The organism is Winogradskyella sp. Asnod2-B02-A, assembly GCF_045063645.1.
In the GTDB taxonomy this organism is placed as follows: Bacteria; Bacteroidota; Bacteroidia; order Flavobacteriales; family Flavobacteriaceae; genus Winogradskyella.
Window position 1 is genome coordinate 487,681 of the sequence record NZ_JBEFOG010000027.1, and the last position, 17,911, is coordinate 505,591.

The following is a 17,911-nucleotide window of genomic DNA, read 5'->3' on the forward strand; positions in this document are numbered from 1 at the left end:
GTTTGGATTAAATAGTTAGTGTTTTTAATTATTGAAAAAATTAAGCTCTTTAAAAAGAGCCTAATATTTAAAACTTATGAAGCTAAAGTTGAACATTATGTTTTATATTTCAACTTTTTAAGGGTTATCAAAAGGTAATCATACCTTAAAAAAATAATTAAAACGCTAATAATCAGCACTTAGTGTTTTAACAAAAAAAGCTCAAACTTGTCAGTAATTTGTGTAGATTATTCAATTATTATCAAAATACATCCAATAACACTACAGAAAAAGCACAAAAAAAAGCTCAAACAAATAAAATAATAACTTATAGAAATAGAGAATCATATATGTCTTTAACTAAAATAAGAAACTTAATTACCGCCTTCATAGCGCTACTATTTTACAATTTTTTTTACGCGCAAAACAATGAAGTATTAATTGACTTACGTGAAGTAGACAGCTTAAATAAACTTTACTACGGCAAACATTCTAAAGATGCATATATAGCTCATCATAAAAATTTAAGAGAATCATTAAAAATGCAATACTCTAAAGGTATTGTTTCTGCATACAAATCTTTAATGTGGTATCATGGTGTAAATAAAAATTCTAATTTAGATAGCGTTTTATATTATGCTGATTTATTTGAATCTAAAGTGGCTACATTCAATATAAAGAGTGACTCATTATTAATTAAATCTATACAACTTCCTCAATATTACCTTAACAAAGGACAATTATTGTCTCATGCTTTCGGTTTACCAGAACAAGGCTTAGAAAGTTATTTTAAGGTTTATCCATTAATCCCAGAAGGAGATATAAAATTATCTATCGCATATAACATTTCAATCGCAGAAACTTACTATCAAAAATTCCAATACGATAAAGCGCTAAAAGTACTCACGCCTCTTCTAAAAGACACCATTGGAATAGGCTCTTTTACAAAAATGAGATTACTAACAAACATTTCGGCTAATTATGCACATAAAAACATGCCTAAAAAAAGCTATCCCTTACATAGAGAATTATTAGACTTAGCCATAAAAAATAATGACATTCCACAAATTTGGTGGACTAAAAACAGACTAACAAATGATTATTTTAGATTGGGCAACCCTCAACAAGCCATTGACTCTGCCTTAGTTGTGAGAAAATATTGCTTAGAAAATAATAACCATCAACTTATTTTTAATAATACCGTTTATTTAAGCACGTTCTATCATGCCATAGGGAATATAAAAAAAGCTATTGAATTTAGGAAAGAAGCCTTAACATATTCATCTGGTTTGGAAACCAAGAAAGATGTATATGACAGACTCGCATTGTATTATACTGAAAACAAAGAATATACAAATGCTATAGATATCTACGAAAAAAAAAACAGTTTAGTTGATAGTATACGATCTAACGAAAAAAGGGCAGTCACCAATTACATTGAGTCTAATGTTAATCTTCTGAAAGAGAAACAAAAAACCCAACAAATGCAATTTAATGTTGAGTTATTAGAAGAAAAGAACAAAAAACAGAGACTGTATCTTTTTAGTATTAGCACTGCTCTAGCAAGTATTATTTTATTACTAGGTAGTATCCTTATTTATAGAAAATATAGGAAAAATGAAAAAGTTATTGAGATTTTAAAAACTAATGAAAAAAAGTTATTAGAAGAAAAAATAACACTTAGGGAGAATCAACTAGAAGCATCTGCAATTGCTGTATCTCAACGATTAGAAACATTAAACACAATAAAAGAAGAACTAGATTACATTAAACAACCTAAAATCCCAAAACTTGAAGAAGCAAAATCCAAAATAAATGAACTCATTAGATCAGCTTCAGATATGTCTATTATTACAAAACGAATAGAATCAGAGTATCCCACTATGACAACAAAATTAATAGAAAGATATCCCAACTTATCTGATACTCAAATAAGATATTGTCTATTAACAAAATTAAACTTATCAATAAAAGAAACCGCTAGCATCTTAAATGTGACACCAGATACAGTAAAAGTGGCTAGAAGCAGACTAAAAAAGAAGCTAGAAATCCCTTCGGATATGTCATTTAAATTATTTCTAGATCAATTAGCAAAAGAATAATCAATTAGATTAGAAGTTATTATTATTTTAAACGTTACATCTAATTAAAACTTAGTTAAAAGTCTAATCACATCAATATGTTATTTCATATTTTTGTAAATAAAAGATGGCACAGACCAAAATTTCTATAATACCAACTTCAAATGACACAATATTAAAATTTGAAGCTGACCGATTTTTAACAAACCACAATAGTTTTGAATTCAATAATATTGATGATGCTAAACACTCACCTTTAGCACAACAATTATTCTACTTACCTTTTGTTAAGAAGGTATATATCGCAACAAACTTTATTGCCATTGAACGTTATAACATTGTAGAATGGAAAGATGTACAAAATGAAGTTGCAACTCAAATTGAAGACTATTTATCAAATGATGGTGTTGTAGTTACTGAAGACGCCATAAAACCAAAGGCTGCAGTGACAGTTTATGCTGAAAGCACACCTAATCCCAGTGTTTTAAAGTTTGTATGCAATAAGGTTTTGGTACCAAATATATTTGAGTTTACTTCAATTGAAGATGCAAAACCGTCACCACTTGCTACTGCATTGTTTCAATTTCCATTTGTAAAAAATGTTTTTATGGAAAAAAACTTCATCTCTATTAGTAAGTTTGACATAATTGAATGGGAAGAAATAACACTTCAACTTAGGGAATTTATAAAATCTTATATTGAAGAAGGTAAAACCATTCTTAACGATGATGCACCACAGAAGTTGAACAAAACTGAAGAAGCTGTTGAGCAAAAATTTGAAGCTCTAGATGATATTTCAAAAAATATTATAAATATCCTTGAAGAATATATAAAACCAGCCGTTGAGAGTGATGGAGGAAACATAGAATTTAAATCCTATAACGATACAACTAAAAAAGTAGAGGTATTATTGCAAGGTGCTTGCAGTGGTTGTCCTTCTTCTACGTTTACTTTAAAAAATGGCATTGAGAGCATGTTGAGGGAAATGCTAAAAGATAATTCTATTACTGTTGACGCAATTAATGGTTAAAATTTACTAACTTGAAATATTAATATAATTAACCAAAATACTATATTAAAATGTTGATGATATTGCAGAATTTCAAAATAAACTTAACATTTTAAATAAACTGATTTTTTAATTTATTTTTCTAAAAACAATTAATATGAAAATTTTAAAACCCCTTATGGTCACATTCTTCGTTGTTTGTAGTGTGCCATATATTTGCAATGCTCAAATTGATTATAACCAGCGAAACACACAAGCTAGTTTGGATGTAATGCAGTACAGTATTAAGAATAATTATGACAGTAACAAAAACGCAAAAGGTTCACCATACATAAACGAAACATTCGAAATTGTAAAGTTTAAAAAGTTTGGCGATAGAGTTTTTTCAGGGAGATATGATGCTAATCTTGGTGAAATGCAGATTAAACGTGAAAATGACACCATAGCTCTGAATGCGAATGAAAGCTTTGAAATCACCTTCATTTCAAGTAATAAGACCTATAAAACTCTAAGTTATATAAATAGTGATGGAATTTCAAAAAGAGGCTTTCTTGTTATTTTAAACAAAACAGATTCAATAGATGTTTTAAAAGAAGAAGTGATTAAATTTTATGATGAAAAACCATCAACTAATGGTTATGATAAAGCAAAGCCTGCTGAATACAAAAGAATAAATGACACTTACTACTATAGACTAGGTGAGCATGTTTCATTATTACCTCAAAATAGAAAAGAATTTTTAAAATTATTTCCTGAACACTCAAAAAACTTACAGGTATTTATTAAAAAAAACAAAATAAACCTTAAAAAAGAGGACGATTTAATAAGTTTATTCAAATATATTGGCACCTTATAATCCATAACTTTCAAACTAATTGATTCTCACTGTTTTTAAATACAAAGAATTTTAAAACCATTAATATATATATATATGCTAAAAATCAAATACTTCCTTTTTATTATTTTAATAAGTCTGGGTTCATCAAAAACGAGCTTTGCATTTCAAGATCTAAACATTAGAGAAACCCAAGAACAATTAAACAAAATGATTAGTACTATAGACCATAATCGTGATAAAAACAAAAACATAAAAGGTTCACCTTATATAAACGATGTGTTTCAAGTTGTAAAATTAAAAAGATTTGGAGATAAATCTTTTACTGGTAGATACGATGCTAATCTAGGTGAAATGCAGATTAAGCGTGAAAATGATACTATTGCTTTAAATAACACCGAAAATTTTGAAATAACCTTCGTACTAAGTGATAAGACATACAAAACACAAAGTTATCTAGATAGCAATGGGATTCCAAAACGAGGCTTTTTTGTTGTTTTAAATGAAACCGATTCACTAGCTGTTTTAAAGGAGGAAGTAATTAGATTCTATGAAGAAAAACCATCGACTAATGGTTATGATAAAGCAAAACCTGCCGAATATCGAAGAACAAAAGATGTCTACTACTACAGACAAGGAAAACATGTTTCAGTATTACCTCAAAAACGAAAAGATTTTATAAAGTTATTTCCTGAGCACTCAAAAGATTTAGAGGTATTTATCAAGAAGAATAAAATAAACCTTAAAGAAGATGAAGATTTAATAACCTTATTTCAATACCTAGAAACACTATAATTCTTAAATTAAAAACCAAGAATTGCTACTTCCATTTTACAAAAAAAATAATTAGCAAAGTGACCTATTAGATTTTTTTGTTTCTAAAACATATAAACAAACTTTAAAAATCTAAATATTATGGCTGTATTAAAAGTAATCGAAGTATTATCTAACTCAGATAAAAGTTGGGAAGACGCAACAAAGAAAGCAGTAAAAGAAGCTTCTAAATCTGTAAAAAATATCCGTTCTGTATACGTGCAAGACCAAAGTGCTATTGTTAAAAATGACGAGGTCACTGAATTTAGAGTTGCATTAAAATTAACTTTTGAAGTTAAATAACCTTATTAATTATTAAAATATATAACTCGGTCTAAAATTTAGTCGAGTTTTTTTAATCACAAAAACTAAAAAACCAAAAATGGACACACAAAAATGGATTGACAAAGGTTTCGATTTTATAGTTGAATTCGGACCAAAAGTAATTGGAGCAATTCTGATATGGATTATCGGAAACTGGGTAATAAAATTACTCCTTAAAGGTGTAAAGAAAGCCTTGAATGCAGGCGACTATGATGAAAGCCTTAAGAAGTTTTTAATTAATCTTGTTAATTGGATTTTAAAAATTGTATTAATCATTGTAGTATTAGGAACAGTTGGTGTAGAAACTACATCTTTTGCTGCAATCATAGCTGCTGCTGGTTTAGCTATCGGTTTAGCTTTACAAGGATCACTTGGAAACTTTGCAGGTGGTGTATTATTAATGATTTTTAAGCCTATTAAAATTGGCGACTTAATAGAAGCACAAGGTGAATTAGGTGTCGTTAAAGAAATTGAAATTTTTACAACTAAATTAAATACACCAACTAACAAAGAGGTGATTATACCAAATGGTGCTTTATCTAATGGTAATATTGTAAATTATTCTACTGAAGGTAAATTAAGAGTAGATCTTACTTTTGGTGTAAGCTATGATGCAGATATTAAGCAAACAAAAGAAGTTTTGATGAAAGTATTAACTTCTAACCCTAAAGTTTTACAAGATCCTGCACCATCAGTAAATGTTTCTGAATTAGCTGATAGTTCTGTAAACTTTGCAGTTAGACCATGGTCTACCGTTGCAGATTATTGGGATGTATATTTCTCAACTCACGAACAAGTAAAAATAGCTCTCGACGCAGCAGGTATTGAAATACCATACCCTCACTCTGTAGAGATTCACAAAGAAGCTTAATTCTTCTTTTTTAAAGCTACAAAATCCTTTAAATAATAAGGTTCAAAATAAGCGACATCTTCGGTGTCGCTTTTTTTGTGTTTAATTTCTGCTAAAAGCGACATCTCATTTGCAGACGGTAATTTCGCATCTATAAAAATGGCATTGGGATGCTGAATTAAGCGCTTTGTTTTTTCTACACCGTTACCTATAAAATAAACCTTACTATGCTCTAAAAGTATACTGTAGCTTTCCTCTGTGAGAATTTCGGCTCTTATCTCTCTATGCAATTCTAGATTTGAATTATAGATCGCAGAATACACTTCCATACGTCTTGCATCAAGCATAGGTATAATATAACCATCGTTATATTTTACTTGATGAGCTAAACTTTCTAAAGTTGAAATAGAAATCAACGGTTTATCCAACGCAAAACACAAACCTTTTGCAGACGATACTCCAATACGTAAACCTGTATAAGACCCAGGACCTTTACTAACCGCTACAGCATCAATATCTTTTGGTTTAATTTCTGAAATGTTAAAAACCTCATCAATAAAAAGGTGTAACGTTTCTGCATGCGAATAGCCCAAGCTATTATCTTCTTTTAAAACTAAAGTCTCTCCATCTTTAGACAGAGAGACTGAACAATTTGTTGTTGCTGTTTCTATATTTAGCACTAATGCCATTTAGTTATAGTTTTTAGCCAAAAAGGCTATTAAGACTTCAATGATCTATCTATTCTTGATTTTTTTATTCTAAAGTATTCTCAGTTTTTTTATTTTTTACTTTAATTAAATCACCAGGATTTAAATTTTTAGAAACTACATTATAAGGCCCTGTAATAATTTCATCATCTTTACCTAACCCTGAAACAATCTCAATATTAGTATCATCTTGAATACCTGTTTTTACCACTTTTAATTTTGCAGTGCCTCCATTATTTACAAATACACATTCAAACTTTTGTTCAACTAGATCAGAGTCTCCTTCTTCAATTTTTAAATTTTCCCCATATAGTTTCTTAGTAGAACTTGTATCGGTCTTAATAACAATAGCACTTATTGGAACAGAAATCGCATTTTTTCTCGTTTTTGTAATCACATCTACAGTCGCTGTCATTCCTGGTCTAAAAGGAGAATAAGTCAATGGTTTACCTTCTGTTAAATCTTTATATGATTCTTCTAAAATTCTAACTTTAACTTTGAAGTTTGTCACCTGATCTGCAGCTAAATCACCTGCCGCAGAATTAGCAATCTCAGTAACTATTCCTTTAAATTCTTTCTTTAAGTAAGCATCTACTTCAACAATTGTAGAATCACCTATGTTCACTTTTACAATGTCATTTTCATTAACATCGATTTCAACTTCCATATTATTTAAGTTGGCTACTCTTAAAATTTCAGTTCCTGCCATTTGCTGCGTACCAACAACACGCTCACCTAACTCTACATTTAAACGTGAAATTGTACCACTCATTGGTGCATAAATGGTGGTTCTGTTTAAGTTGTCTTTAGCTTCATTTACAGTTGCAGCTGCACTTTGCACACTATAATAAGCAGAGCTTTTTCCAGCTACAGCAGTCTCGTAAGTTGCGATAGATCTATCCCAATCCGCTTTAGAAATTACACCTTTATTAAAAAGTGATTTATTTCTGTCATAGTCTGCTTCTGCTTGTTTTAAATTCGCTTCTGCTTGTTCTAAACCAGCTCTTACATTTTGATACGATGCTTGAGAACGATTAACGGCAGACTGAATTAAATCAGGATTTACTCTAACTAGTAAATCTCCTTTTTTTACTTCTTGACCTTCTTTAAAAGGTAATTCAAGAATTTCACCAGATACTTCAGAAGAGATTTTAACCTCTACTTCTGGTTGAATTTTTCCTGTTGCGGATACCGTTTCAATAATATCTTTTAAAGTCACTTCTTTAACTGTGACCTCTTTAAAGTCTCCTTTTTCTCCAAACCATCCCATTTTAGATCCTGCAACTAAAATTGCTAGTACAAGAATGACAATTCCGATAATTATTTTTATTTTTTTACTCATAATTAAAACTTTAATTCTGTAACTGGTATACCAAAATAGAACTCTAATACTTTTAGTTTAAATATATAATCGTATTTTGTTCTTATAACTTCACTTTGCGCTGCTTCCAACCCATTTTTTGATTGATTAAAATCAAATGAATTTAATAATCCAACGTTATATCGTTCTTGCGAATAATTAAAGGCTTCTTGCCTAGCAACTAATGTCTTACTCGCTGCTTCGTAAGCTTTTAAAGCACCTTTAGCATCATTAAAGGATTGATAAACTGTAGTCTCAAGATCTAAACTCGCTTGTTCTAATTGAAATTTAGTACGTTCAACATTAACGCGACTACGACTTATATTATTTCTTGCCGAAAAGCCATTAAAAATAGGAATATTTAAACTTAATGAAATATTATGACTTTTATTATCAGACATTTGATTTTCGAAATTAGGAGTGTCAAATAACTCCGAAGTGAAATAATTTGAACTAAAACCGTATGACGCAGATAAAGATGGTTGTAAACCAGCTTTCGCAATTTTTAAATCATACTCAGCTATTTCACTATTATTTTCGGCTATTTTAATCTCATAACGTGACTCTTTTGCTTTTGAAAAAATACTTTGTGGTGTTTCATTTAAAATATTTGTTGGAGGTATTTCTAATTCGTCATCAACGATATCAAAATTCTCATAATCTTTTAATAAAAGTAATTGAGCTAAGCCAATTTTAGATAATAAAATAGCATTCTCAGCATTAACTACTAATTGTTCTTGTGAAGCTAAAGTAGCTTGAATCTCATATAAATCACCTCTCGGCAATGAGCCAGCCTCTACTAATTCTGTTGTACGTTCAATATCTTGTTTCGTTACCTCTTGTTGAGCCAAAGCCACTTTTAATTGCTCTTTATTGAATAAAATTTGGACAAATGCATTTGCCACATTCAATGAGATATTATCCTTCATATTATCTAATTGATATTGACTAGATAATATTTGAAGATTAGAACGTCGCAATTGATTTACATTTTTTAACCCTCCATATAGATCAACAGAAGAACCGACACCTCCATTAAAGTTGCGAGTTGTTGAATTAACAGCATTAAAGGTTACAGGATCTTGATTTAATCCAATACTCCATGTATAACTTGCTGATGCATTAAGAGAGGGTAAGAAATTACCAAATGCATCTTTTTTATTTATCTCTGCCGTTTCAATATCTAACTCACTCTGTTTAACAGAAATATTATTTTCTAAAGCATATACCACACACTCCTTGAGTGTCCATTTTTTATTTTGCGCTTGTGCTATAACTCCACAAAGAAGTAAAACTATGATGATTGATTTTTTCATGATGCTTATTTGTCTATGTAAAACTTAAAGTGTTACAGAAATTATACAATTTATTCTTGTGCGTATTTTGGAACTCCTTGTACTTGATTCCAAATTTTTATTTTATCGTCCTTAGTAATACCGCTTTTAACTTCTACAAAAATACCATCACTAATCCCTAATTCCACATCTTTTCGTTCAAATTTTTGGTCACCAACCTCTACTTCTACATACGGTTTTTGAGTTTCCTTGTCATACTGAACTAGTGCCTCTTTTATAGCTAATACTTTTTCTGCTTTTTCTAAAATGATAGATGCATTAGCACTTAAGCCTGCCCTAATAAATGTTGAATCTATTTTTTGAAGCGAACCTTTTATTTCAAATTGAATAGCTCCATTTTCTGCAACACCTTTTGGCGCTATATAATCTAAAATGGCATCAAACTTTTTATCTTCAATGGCACCAACTGTGATTTCAAGAGGTAAACCTTCTTTTATTTTACCAACTTCACTCTCATCTACTTTACCCTCAAAAATCATTTGTTTTACATCTGCTAATGATGCAATTGAAGTTCCTTCGTTAAAATTATTAGCTTCAATAACTTGGTTTCCTGCTTTAACTGGCACGTCTAAAACCATACCAGAAACCGTAGCTCTTACCTGTGTTTGTGCAATATTCCCTAAGCCAGAAGTTGTTCCGGTTTTAATAATATCATAATTCTGATTCGCAGAATTTACGTTTATTCTTGCCTGCTCTACACTTTGCTTTGTTTGTAAATACGAATTATTAACAGCTTCAAAATCATTAGCTGAAATTACGCCTTTATCAAATAAAGCTTTTTGTCTATCATAATTAGACTGTTGTGTTTGCAAGTTAATTTGTGCCGTTTGCAACGCTGTTCTATTTGAAGCAATGTTATTTTTTGCACTGGTTAAACTCGAAGCATTTGGAATGACTTTAATCTGAGCAATTAAGTCGCCTTGTTTTACATATTCTCCAGCTTCAATAAAAACTTCTTCTATAACACCTGAGATATTTGGCTTAATTAAGATTTCTTCCTTAGGCACAATGCTTCCTGTTGCAACAGTTTTAACTACAATGGTTTGTTCTGTTGGGCTTTCAGTGGTATATGTTACTGGGTCTTCCTGATTTTTTTTCCACAAATAATATAATGCAGCACTAAATACAATAACGATTAGTGCTAGTATTATGATGGTTTTTGTTCTTTTCATTAGTTGATGATATTATTGTTTTTGATTAATCGATTCTTAAAGCATCTACTGGTTTCATTTTTGTAGCACTATTTGCTGGAATAAGTCCTGCAAGCAAACCAGAAACTACTAAAATTATTAATGCTGTAAATACAACTGACATACTTACACTTGGGTTTGCAAAATTCTGAACTGGTCCTACACTATCTAAAATGGTGTTCATTATCCAAATGACAAATGCTGCAAACGAAATCCCAACCATACCAGATAAAATAGTTAAGATTAAGCTTTCTTGTAATATTTGTGATTTTATAGTCCAAGGGCTTGCGCCTAAAGCTCGCCTCACGCCTATTTCTTTGGTACGTTCTTTAACTACGATTAGCATAATGTTACTTATACCAATGATACCAGACATTAACACCAATGCACCAACAAAATAACCGACAAATGTTAGTATTGAAAATAAACCACTAACACGCTCAAACTGTTCTGACAAATCAAAATGACCAATAGCACGATCATCTTCAGGGTGTACTTTATGCTTTAATTTCATTAGGTCAAAAACCTGCTGTTTTAAAGATGTGATAGATACATCATCTACAGCTGTAATAGCCATCCAACCTACGCTATCTCCTCTATTAAATGCTTGACTAAATGTAGTAAATGGTATATAAATTGTATTTGCATCTTGTTCTTGATCACCTTGACTATTACTCATCTTAAAAGTCCCAACTACTAAAAAATTTACACCATTAACTTTAATGTATGTTCCTAAAACATCTTCATTTTTATCATAAAGTCCCTTTACAACACCTGTACCAACCACACAAACTTTTCGTTTAGAGTTAATATCTGAATAACTTATAAAACGACCCTGAAGAATATCCATAGGCTGTTGTTTTATATATTCTGGGTAGTCACCATAAATTTCAAAAGCTCCTGTTTTTGTTCCTCTAACCACATTATTTGCGCCATTATAGCCACCTAATTGGTTTCTAGGTGACACATATTTTAAATTCGGAATTTCACTTTTTAATGCTGTAACATCTTCTATTTTATAATTAAAATAGCGTCCTTTTGGCAAACCCTTATAAGGTTTAGACGTGCCTTGTGTCCACATAAACATAGAGTTAGTTGCAAAATTCCCAAAATCTGCAGTTACACCGTTTTTAAGTCCATTGGTCAACGCGAGTAATAAAACCAATATAGTAATTCCCCAAAACACACCAAATGCTGTTAACAAAGTTCTAAACTTGTTAGCATTTAACGCTTCTAATATTTCATCCCAACGGTCTCTACTAAACATATTATTCGTCTCTTAATGCGTCTATTGGCTTAATCATTGCTGCTCTGTATGCAGGAATAAAACCTGCTAATGCGCCTGCAAACACCAATAAAAATACTGTTGTTAAGGCAATATTGAAATCTACTTGTGGGTATTTTATAAAATCGTTCTCTATGTAAGGACCAGCTAATTCTAACAAGCCTAATCCAAATATTAATCCAAATAAACCTGCAAACATTGTTACAAAAACAGCCTCTTGTAAAATCATGCCTACTATAGACATCGGCAATGCTCCTAAGGCTTTTCTAATTCCGATTTCTTTTGTTCGCTCTTTAACAATAATGAGCATAATATTACCTACACCAACAATACCTGCAATAATAGTTCCTATACCTACAAACCAAAATACGGCTCTAATCGTTGCAATTAGAGAATATATTTTCTCAGCTTCTTTTAAAGTATTAAAAACTCTAACTGCACTTACATCATCTGGTGCAACAACATGAATTTCCTTCAGCTGTTGCTCAATACCTTCGGCAATGGCATTAGATTGAATTACGGCTTCATCAAAATTATCAGCCATTTTTACGGTAAAAGCCATATTTCTAATATTCTCACCTGCATTAAATACTTTTTGCGCTGTAGATACCGGAATATAAACTTGTCCTTCTTCCCTATCTCCTCCTGGATCATAAAACACACCAACCACTTTAAAATTCATTCCGAAAATTTGAAGATTTTTATTGATTGGGTCTTCCCCTTTAAAAATATCTGTTTTTAGTTTATTACCAATTACCGCTACTTTTTTACTTCCATCAACATCAGATTGATTAATAAAACGACCAGAACCTATATCTGCATTTTCTATAAATTGGTTATCTGGTAAAGTACCACGAACTCTATAATTTCCTGTTTCGTTATTGTAAGAAATATTTGCTCCCCAAATTGGGTAATCTTTTGTTCTATATTCAAAAAAATCGTCGTACTTCTGTTCTACAGCATCAAAACTCGAATTTTTAAGTTGAATGTATCGTCCTGGGTTTAAACCTTTATAACCTTTTGTGGTAACGCCTGTCCTAATTGCTATTCTGTTAGTGGCATCACTTTCAAATTGAGATTTTACACCATTTTCTATGCCTTTACTAAAACCGAGAAGAATGACCAAAATAAAAATACCTGAAGCTACAGAAAGACCTGTTAAAAACGTTCGCAATTTGTTTTTGCTCAACGTTTCAAATATCTCTTGCCAACGTTCTAAATCAAACATGTAACGACGCTCTTACTTGTTGTACTGGACTATCATCAATGATTAAACCATCCTTAAGATTAACGATGCGTTTAGTCATATGTGCAATATCATCTTCGTGAGTAACTATTAAAATTGTTTTGCCTTCATCATTAATACCTTGAATGAGTTCCATTACCTCATAAGAAGTTTTGGTATCTAAAGCTCCCGTTGGCTCATCTGCCAATAATACTTTTGGGTCACTAGCTAATGCTCTCGCTATTGCCACACGTTGTTTTTGACCACCAGAAAGTTCACTAGGTAAATGATGCGACCATTCTGCTAACCCTACTTTTTCGAGATAGTGCATGGCCTTTTCTGTGCGCTCTTTTCGTTTAATGCCTTTGTAGTATAATGGCATAGACACATTGTCTAAAGCACTTTTATAATTGATAAGATTAAAAGATTGAAAAATGAAACCTAGAAATTCGTTTCTATACTTTGCTGCAATTTTTTCATTTAAATTTTTAATAGGAACATTATCTAGAATGTATTCGCCAGAATCAGCTTCATCTAACATCCCTAAAATATTTAATAATGTAGATTTTCCAGAACCGGAAGACCCCATTATAGACACCAACTCACCTTCTTTTACATCAAAATTAATTCCTTTTAGTACGTGAAGCGAATTGCTTCCCATGTGATAAGATTTGTGTAAATCTTTAATCTGAATCATAGCTTAGTTGGTTGATTAGTTGATTGATGATTGATTGCAACCAAATAAAAATCTGGCTTAGTACAATTTTAATAAAATCTGAATGGTTTCTATGCCAATAAATTGTTAATACATTTAACAATCACTTATCACTAAGACTCTTAATAAAAAGAAATGTTACAGTTTTGCTTCGAAATTTTCAGATTTATCGGGTTTACTATATTTTCTGTAAATAATATAACCAAGTGCGGCTACTAAAATATAAGGTACTGCCATTAAAAACATGATACCATCATTAATCCCTTCTGCTGCTGACTGGTCTTCTCCACTTTCTAAAACAGCTCTACACATAGCACATTGTGCATTAGTCGTTAGAAAAAAGAAAACTGAAAAAATTAAAAGAATGAATTTATTTTTCATGTTAAAAGCTATTAAACCTTAAAAAATTAGCAACCCACAAAACCTGCATTAACTAAACGTAATAAGGCGATATCATTAAATAAACTACAACACCTGTTACTGCTACGTATAGCCATATAGGAAAAGTAATCTTTGCTATTTTTTTATGTTTTTCAATATTATTTGTAATTGCTCTAACATAAGTAATTAATACAAATGGAATTATAATTACAGACAGTACAATATGCGTAAAAAGTATAAAATAATAGACATATTTAATTGCTCCTTCTCCCCCAAATTTCGTTGAATCACTTGTCATATGGTAAGCAACATAAAGGACTAAAAACACAACTGAAAGCGCAATAGCAAATTTCATTAAATTTTCGTGACGTTTTCTGTTTTTATTCTTTATTGCTACAACAGCTAAAATTAAAACAAGTGCAGTTAAACCATTAATAGTAGCATAAATTGGTGGTAAAAAACTAAATGGTTCTACTTCAATACCAAAATCTTGCAATTTAACTCTAGATAAAATAGCAACTACAACAGGTATTATTACCGCTAAAGCAATAATCCATTTATTATATTGTTTTTCTTTTTCTATGTTTACAGCACTCATAACTATTCTTTTAACAATTTAGCAATGTCTTCTTTTAATATGGTTATTTCTTGAGGAATACCATCTTCGTCTACTCCTACAGCTTCCGGAATTAAACCATTATAAAAAATCATTGGATTACCAAAATTATCTTTTCGAGATCTTATAAACCCTTCTTTATCAATTAGAGCAAAATTACCCGAATGTTCAAAGCCTCCTTCTACACTAGCATTTTTTGCAGTATATAAATTAAACCCTTCGTTAGCTAGTTTGTATATAGCTGTTTCTTCTCCAGTTAAAAAATTCCAATTCGGATTTGTAATGTTATGCTTTTCTGAGTAAGCCTTTAACACTTCAGGCGTATCAATTTCTGGGGTGATAGTAAAAGAGGCCACACCAAAATTTTCAAAACCTTTGAATTGATTTTGAACCTCTACCAAATTCCTATTCATAATTGGGCAAATAGTTGGGCATGTTGTAAAAAAGAACTCTACAACATAAGCTTTACCTAAATAATCTTCATTGGTAATTGTTTTTCCGTCTTGATTTGTAAAACTAAAAGCAGGTACTTTTTTAGGTTCACCATTTATTTCTAAATACAACAAGTCACTTTTGTTTTGTGCTTTCTGTTTGTCCTCAATAATTGAAGTTGACACGTCTTTACTTCGACTTTCATCTCTTGTAACGTCGTCTTGATTAACACGATCAATAATTCTCGGAACAACTATAATTCCAAAAACTAGAATAATAAATGCAATACCAACGTACGAATAATTTGATTTTTTACTCATTAGTTCCTTTTAAATCTTTGTTTCTTCTTGTATTAGAATCGTCAAAATTACCTTTTCGTTTCTGTCGGTATTCTGTAAATAGAATTCTAACATCGTCACTCATCATATTCTTAATCTCAGCCACTTCTATTGTATTATAAGAAACCACACTAAATGCAGGTTTTTTATCTTCTATTTCTCGTTCTGTTCTACCATCAATTCTACCGCGCTGATTTAGATCTTTATCAATAATAAAAACACTGTTCAGTGATAAGTCGTCCGCTAAACTTTCATCAGAATTTAAAGTATTAAAAAGCATTTTAATCTCACCTTCAGTAGCAAAAGCATAATGCCAGAATTTTAAATCTTCATATGTGTTTATTTCATTTTTAAGAGCCTTTACATCTTCTTCTGATCCTTTTGGAACTACAATTACAATTTGAAATTTTTTAAACCCCTTAAATTTATCGTATACCAATTCTTTAAGGTTTGATGCTGCAATAGTTTTTTTTAGTGGTGTTTTACCTAAAAATCCTAATACCGAAATATGATCTTTTAAAAGTAAACTATCTAATCCGTCTGATGTGAAATTTTCAATATCAGAAACGTTCTTATTTACAATATTTAAAGGTTCATAATTATGTTTTGCAGGATATAGCATCAGCAGGAAAGCCACTGGCAAGAAGAATAAAATTCCCAGAACTACATTGCGTTTTATTTTTGTTGCGTTCATTATCTATAAAATAAATATACTGGTCTATTCCTTAATTTTAATAACCCTTTATTTAAAATGCAAAAATAAAAAAGGTGGTTTAGAAAAACCACCTTTTAATTGTATTTAACACTCACACTAAAATCAGTGCAAGATTATATTTTATTTAAAAATCTTTCTTAATTAAAGCGTCTTCTCCGTTGTATATATCAAAAACATAACCACCCTCTTGTAAGAGTATAAAAACTAAATAACAAATTAAGAAAACACTAGTCCATACAACCATTTTTCTCATGCTACCAGTTTCATCTCTCATGTGCATAAAATCCCACGTGATATAATAAGCCTTAACAATAGTTAACGCAATGAATATAAAATTCAACGGCTTAATATATACTATTGGTGATAATATAATGTTTCCTATAGTGGCAAAGAACCCACCTTCAAAAGGATCCATCCAAGTATGCATAAACATGTCTGGTTTATAAATACCCAAAACAACTTCTACAGCTGTAACTATGGTTAGGAATATTAAAACTCCCCAAATTTTGCTTGTGTTAGATTTAAACTTAACTAAACCTCTAAATATTTCTAATTTATGCTCGTGTGCCATAACTTAATCTTAATGTCATGTGATTCTATTTATTACATAATAAAAGACACATGTGTTCGCTGTTAACTATTTTATTGAGCGTTAAAACTTTTTATATGCTCGTTTCTTTTTATACTAAATAGAAGAATGTGAATACAAATACCCATACTAAATCGACAAAGTGCCAGTACAACCCAACTTTCTCTACCATCTCATAACTTCCTCTTCTTTCGTAAGTACCTAGTACAACATTAAAGAATATAATAATATTAATGATAACACCTGAAAGCACGTGAAATCCGTGAAAACCAGTAATGAAGAAAAAGAAATCTGCAAATAAAGTGGTTCCGTATTCGTTAACCTGAAGATTAGCCCCTTTAACAACAAGCTTACCATTCTCTTTAAGTTGCGATAAAGATTCTTCTCTAGACAAAATGGTTTTATGACCTTTTTCGTCAAGAAACTGATTTCTAACTAACACATTCTCGTTAGCCACTAAGCCTGCATAAATTTCATTTACAGTATAAGGAGGTAATGTACCTTCTTCTGTAAACCAAAGTCCGTTTTTACGCTCGTGTGAAGTACGCTCGCTTGCTTGAGCTATTGCTAAATCTTCAATTGATACACGTTTAAACTTCTCAACACCATCTACGGTAACATATTCGCCAAACTGCAAGATGTTACCACCTTTTGTTTGCACTGCACCATAATCTCCTTGAATAAAGGTAGCCCATTCCCAAGCTTGAGAGCCAACGAAAATTGCTCCACCAATAATGGTAAGGAACATATATATAGTTACTTTGGCTTTATTCATATGATGACCAGCATCCACGGCCAATACCATAGTTACTGAAGACATAATAAGAACAAAAGTCATAAATGCCACATATATCATTGGCAATTCTTGACCATGCAAAAACGGTACGTGAGTAAACACTTCATCAGCAATTGGCCATTCGTTGATAAACTTAAATCTCGAAAAACCATAAGCTGCCAAGAAGGCTGAAAATGTTAATGCATCAGATACAATGAAGAACCACATCATCATTTTTCCGTAACTTGCTTTAAGTGGCTCATTGCCTCCTCCCCAAGTTTTTTCTTCTGTACCAGTACTAGCTACTGTAGAATCCATAGAATTTATTTAAATTTTT

19 protein-coding genes are annotated in these 17,911 nt (G+C 30.9%); 6 read left to right on the plus strand and 13 right to left on the minus strand.

Annotation, left to right across the window (positions count from 1 at the left end; translation table 11 throughout):
- The first annotated feature begins 218 nt into the window (after positions 1–218).
- From ACJJVO_RS10260 to ACJJVO_RS10285, 6 genes are all read left to right on the plus strand, one after another.
- Positions 219–2,081: a hypothetical protein gene (locus ACJJVO_RS10260; protein ID WP_405573648.1), complete on the plus strand. Its 1,863-nt coding sequence runs from the start codon at positions 219–221 to the stop codon at positions 2,079–2,081.
- Positions 2,082–2,187: 106 nt separating this feature from the next.
- Complete coding sequence (locus ACJJVO_RS10265; RefSeq protein WP_405573650.1) at positions 2,188–3,090, plus strand: NifU family protein; 903 nt, start codon at positions 2,188–2,190, stop codon at positions 3,088–3,090.
- Between the two features lie 136 nt (positions 3,091–3,226).
- A complete protein-coding gene (locus ACJJVO_RS10270) occupies positions 3,227–3,925 on the plus strand; it encodes a hypothetical protein (protein ID WP_405573652.1) in 699 nt (232 codons plus the stop codon).
- Positions 3,926–4,000: 75 nt separating this feature from the next.
- Complete coding sequence (locus ACJJVO_RS10275; protein ID WP_405573655.1) at positions 4,001–4,699, plus strand: hypothetical protein; 699 nt, start codon at positions 4,001–4,003, stop codon at positions 4,697–4,699.
- Positions 4,700–4,819: 120 nt separating this feature from the next.
- Complete coding sequence (locus ACJJVO_RS10280; RefSeq protein ID WP_405573658.1) at positions 4,820–5,020, plus strand: dodecin family protein; 201 nt, start codon at positions 4,820–4,822, stop codon at positions 5,018–5,020.
- A 79-nt stretch (positions 5,021–5,099) separates the two neighbouring features.
- Positions 5,100–5,912 carry a mechanosensitive ion channel family protein gene (locus ACJJVO_RS10285; RefSeq protein ID WP_405573661.1) on the plus strand — a complete coding sequence of 271 codons (813 nt, stop codon included), beginning with the start codon at positions 5,100–5,102 and terminating at the stop codon, positions 5,910–5,912.
- Here ACJJVO_RS10285 and tsaB read toward each other — a convergent pair.
- From tsaB to ACJJVO_RS10350, 13 genes are all read right to left on the minus strand, one after another.
- Entirely contained in the window at positions 5,909–6,580 is a 672-nt protein-coding gene (gene tsaB / locus ACJJVO_RS10290) for a tRNA (adenosine(37)-N6)-threonylcarbamoyltransferase complex dimerization subunit type 1 TsaB (RefSeq protein WP_405573664.1), read from the minus strand. The genes ACJJVO_RS10285 and tsaB overlap by 4 nt on opposite strands.
- Before the next feature lie 64 nt (positions 6,581–6,644).
- Positions 6,645–7,940 carry an efflux RND transporter periplasmic adaptor subunit gene (locus tag ACJJVO_RS10295; protein WP_405573667.1) on the minus strand — a complete coding sequence of 432 codons (1,296 nt, stop codon included), beginning with the start codon at positions 7,938–7,940 and terminating at the stop codon, positions 6,645–6,647.
- A gap of 2 nt (positions 7,941–7,942) precedes the next feature.
- Positions 7,943–9,274, minus strand: a complete 1,332-nt coding sequence (locus ACJJVO_RS10300) for a TolC family protein (protein WP_405573670.1) — start codon at positions 9,272–9,274, stop codon at positions 7,943–7,945.
- Between the two features lie 50 nt (positions 9,275–9,324).
- The gene (locus ACJJVO_RS10305; RefSeq protein ID WP_405573673.1) at positions 9,325–10,485 is read right to left on the minus strand and encodes an efflux RND transporter periplasmic adaptor subunit; all 1,161 of its coding nucleotides are present in this window, start codon (positions 10,483–10,485) and stop codon (positions 9,325–9,327) included.
- 25 nt (positions 10,486–10,510) lie between these two features.
- The gene (locus tag ACJJVO_RS10310) at positions 10,511–11,770 is read right to left on the minus strand and encodes an ABC transporter permease (RefSeq protein ID WP_405573675.1); all 1,260 of its coding nucleotides are present in this window, start codon (positions 11,768–11,770) and stop codon (positions 10,511–10,513) included.
- A 1-nt stretch (position 11,771) separates the two neighbouring features.
- Complete coding sequence (locus ACJJVO_RS10315) at positions 11,772–13,016, minus strand: ABC transporter permease (protein ID WP_405573678.1); 1,245 nt, start codon at positions 13,014–13,016, stop codon at positions 11,772–11,774.
- The gene (locus ACJJVO_RS10320) at positions 13,009–13,710 is read right to left on the minus strand and encodes an ABC transporter ATP-binding protein (RefSeq protein ID WP_405573681.1); all 702 of its coding nucleotides are present in this window, start codon (positions 13,708–13,710) and stop codon (positions 13,009–13,011) included. The genes ACJJVO_RS10315 and ACJJVO_RS10320 overlap by 8 nt, the downstream gene beginning before the upstream one ends.
- A gap of 156 nt (positions 13,711–13,866) precedes the next feature.
- The gene (locus tag ACJJVO_RS10325; RefSeq protein WP_405573683.1) at positions 13,867–14,109 is read right to left on the minus strand and encodes a hypothetical protein; all 243 of its coding nucleotides are present in this window, start codon (positions 14,107–14,109) and stop codon (positions 13,867–13,869) included.
- Between the two features lie 52 nt (positions 14,110–14,161).
- Positions 14,162–14,707, minus strand: coding sequence for a DUF420 domain-containing protein (locus ACJJVO_RS10330; RefSeq protein ID WP_405573685.1), 546 nt, complete (start codon positions 14,705–14,707; stop codon positions 14,162–14,164).
- Positions 14,708–14,709: 2 nt separating this feature from the next.
- On the minus strand, positions 14,710–15,477 hold the full coding sequence (locus ACJJVO_RS10335) for an SCO family protein (RefSeq protein WP_405573688.1): 768 nt from the start codon (positions 15,475–15,477) through the stop codon (positions 14,710–14,712).
- A complete protein-coding gene (locus tag ACJJVO_RS10340) occupies positions 15,470–16,189 on the minus strand; it encodes a hypothetical protein (RefSeq protein WP_405573690.1) in 720 nt (239 codons plus the stop codon). Before ACJJVO_RS10340 ends, ACJJVO_RS10335 begins: the two co-directional genes overlap by 8 nt.
- A gap of 145 nt (positions 16,190–16,334) precedes the next feature.
- Complete coding sequence (locus ACJJVO_RS10345) at positions 16,335–16,781, minus strand: cytochrome C oxidase subunit IV family protein (RefSeq protein ID WP_405573692.1); 447 nt, start codon at positions 16,779–16,781, stop codon at positions 16,335–16,337.
- Between the two features lie 109 nt (positions 16,782–16,890).
- Positions 16,891–17,892 (minus strand): cytochrome c oxidase subunit 3, encoded by a 1,002-nt coding sequence (locus ACJJVO_RS10350; protein WP_405573695.1) that lies wholly within the window; start codon positions 17,890–17,892, stop codon positions 16,891–16,893.
- Positions 17,893–17,911: the final 19 nt, after the last annotated feature.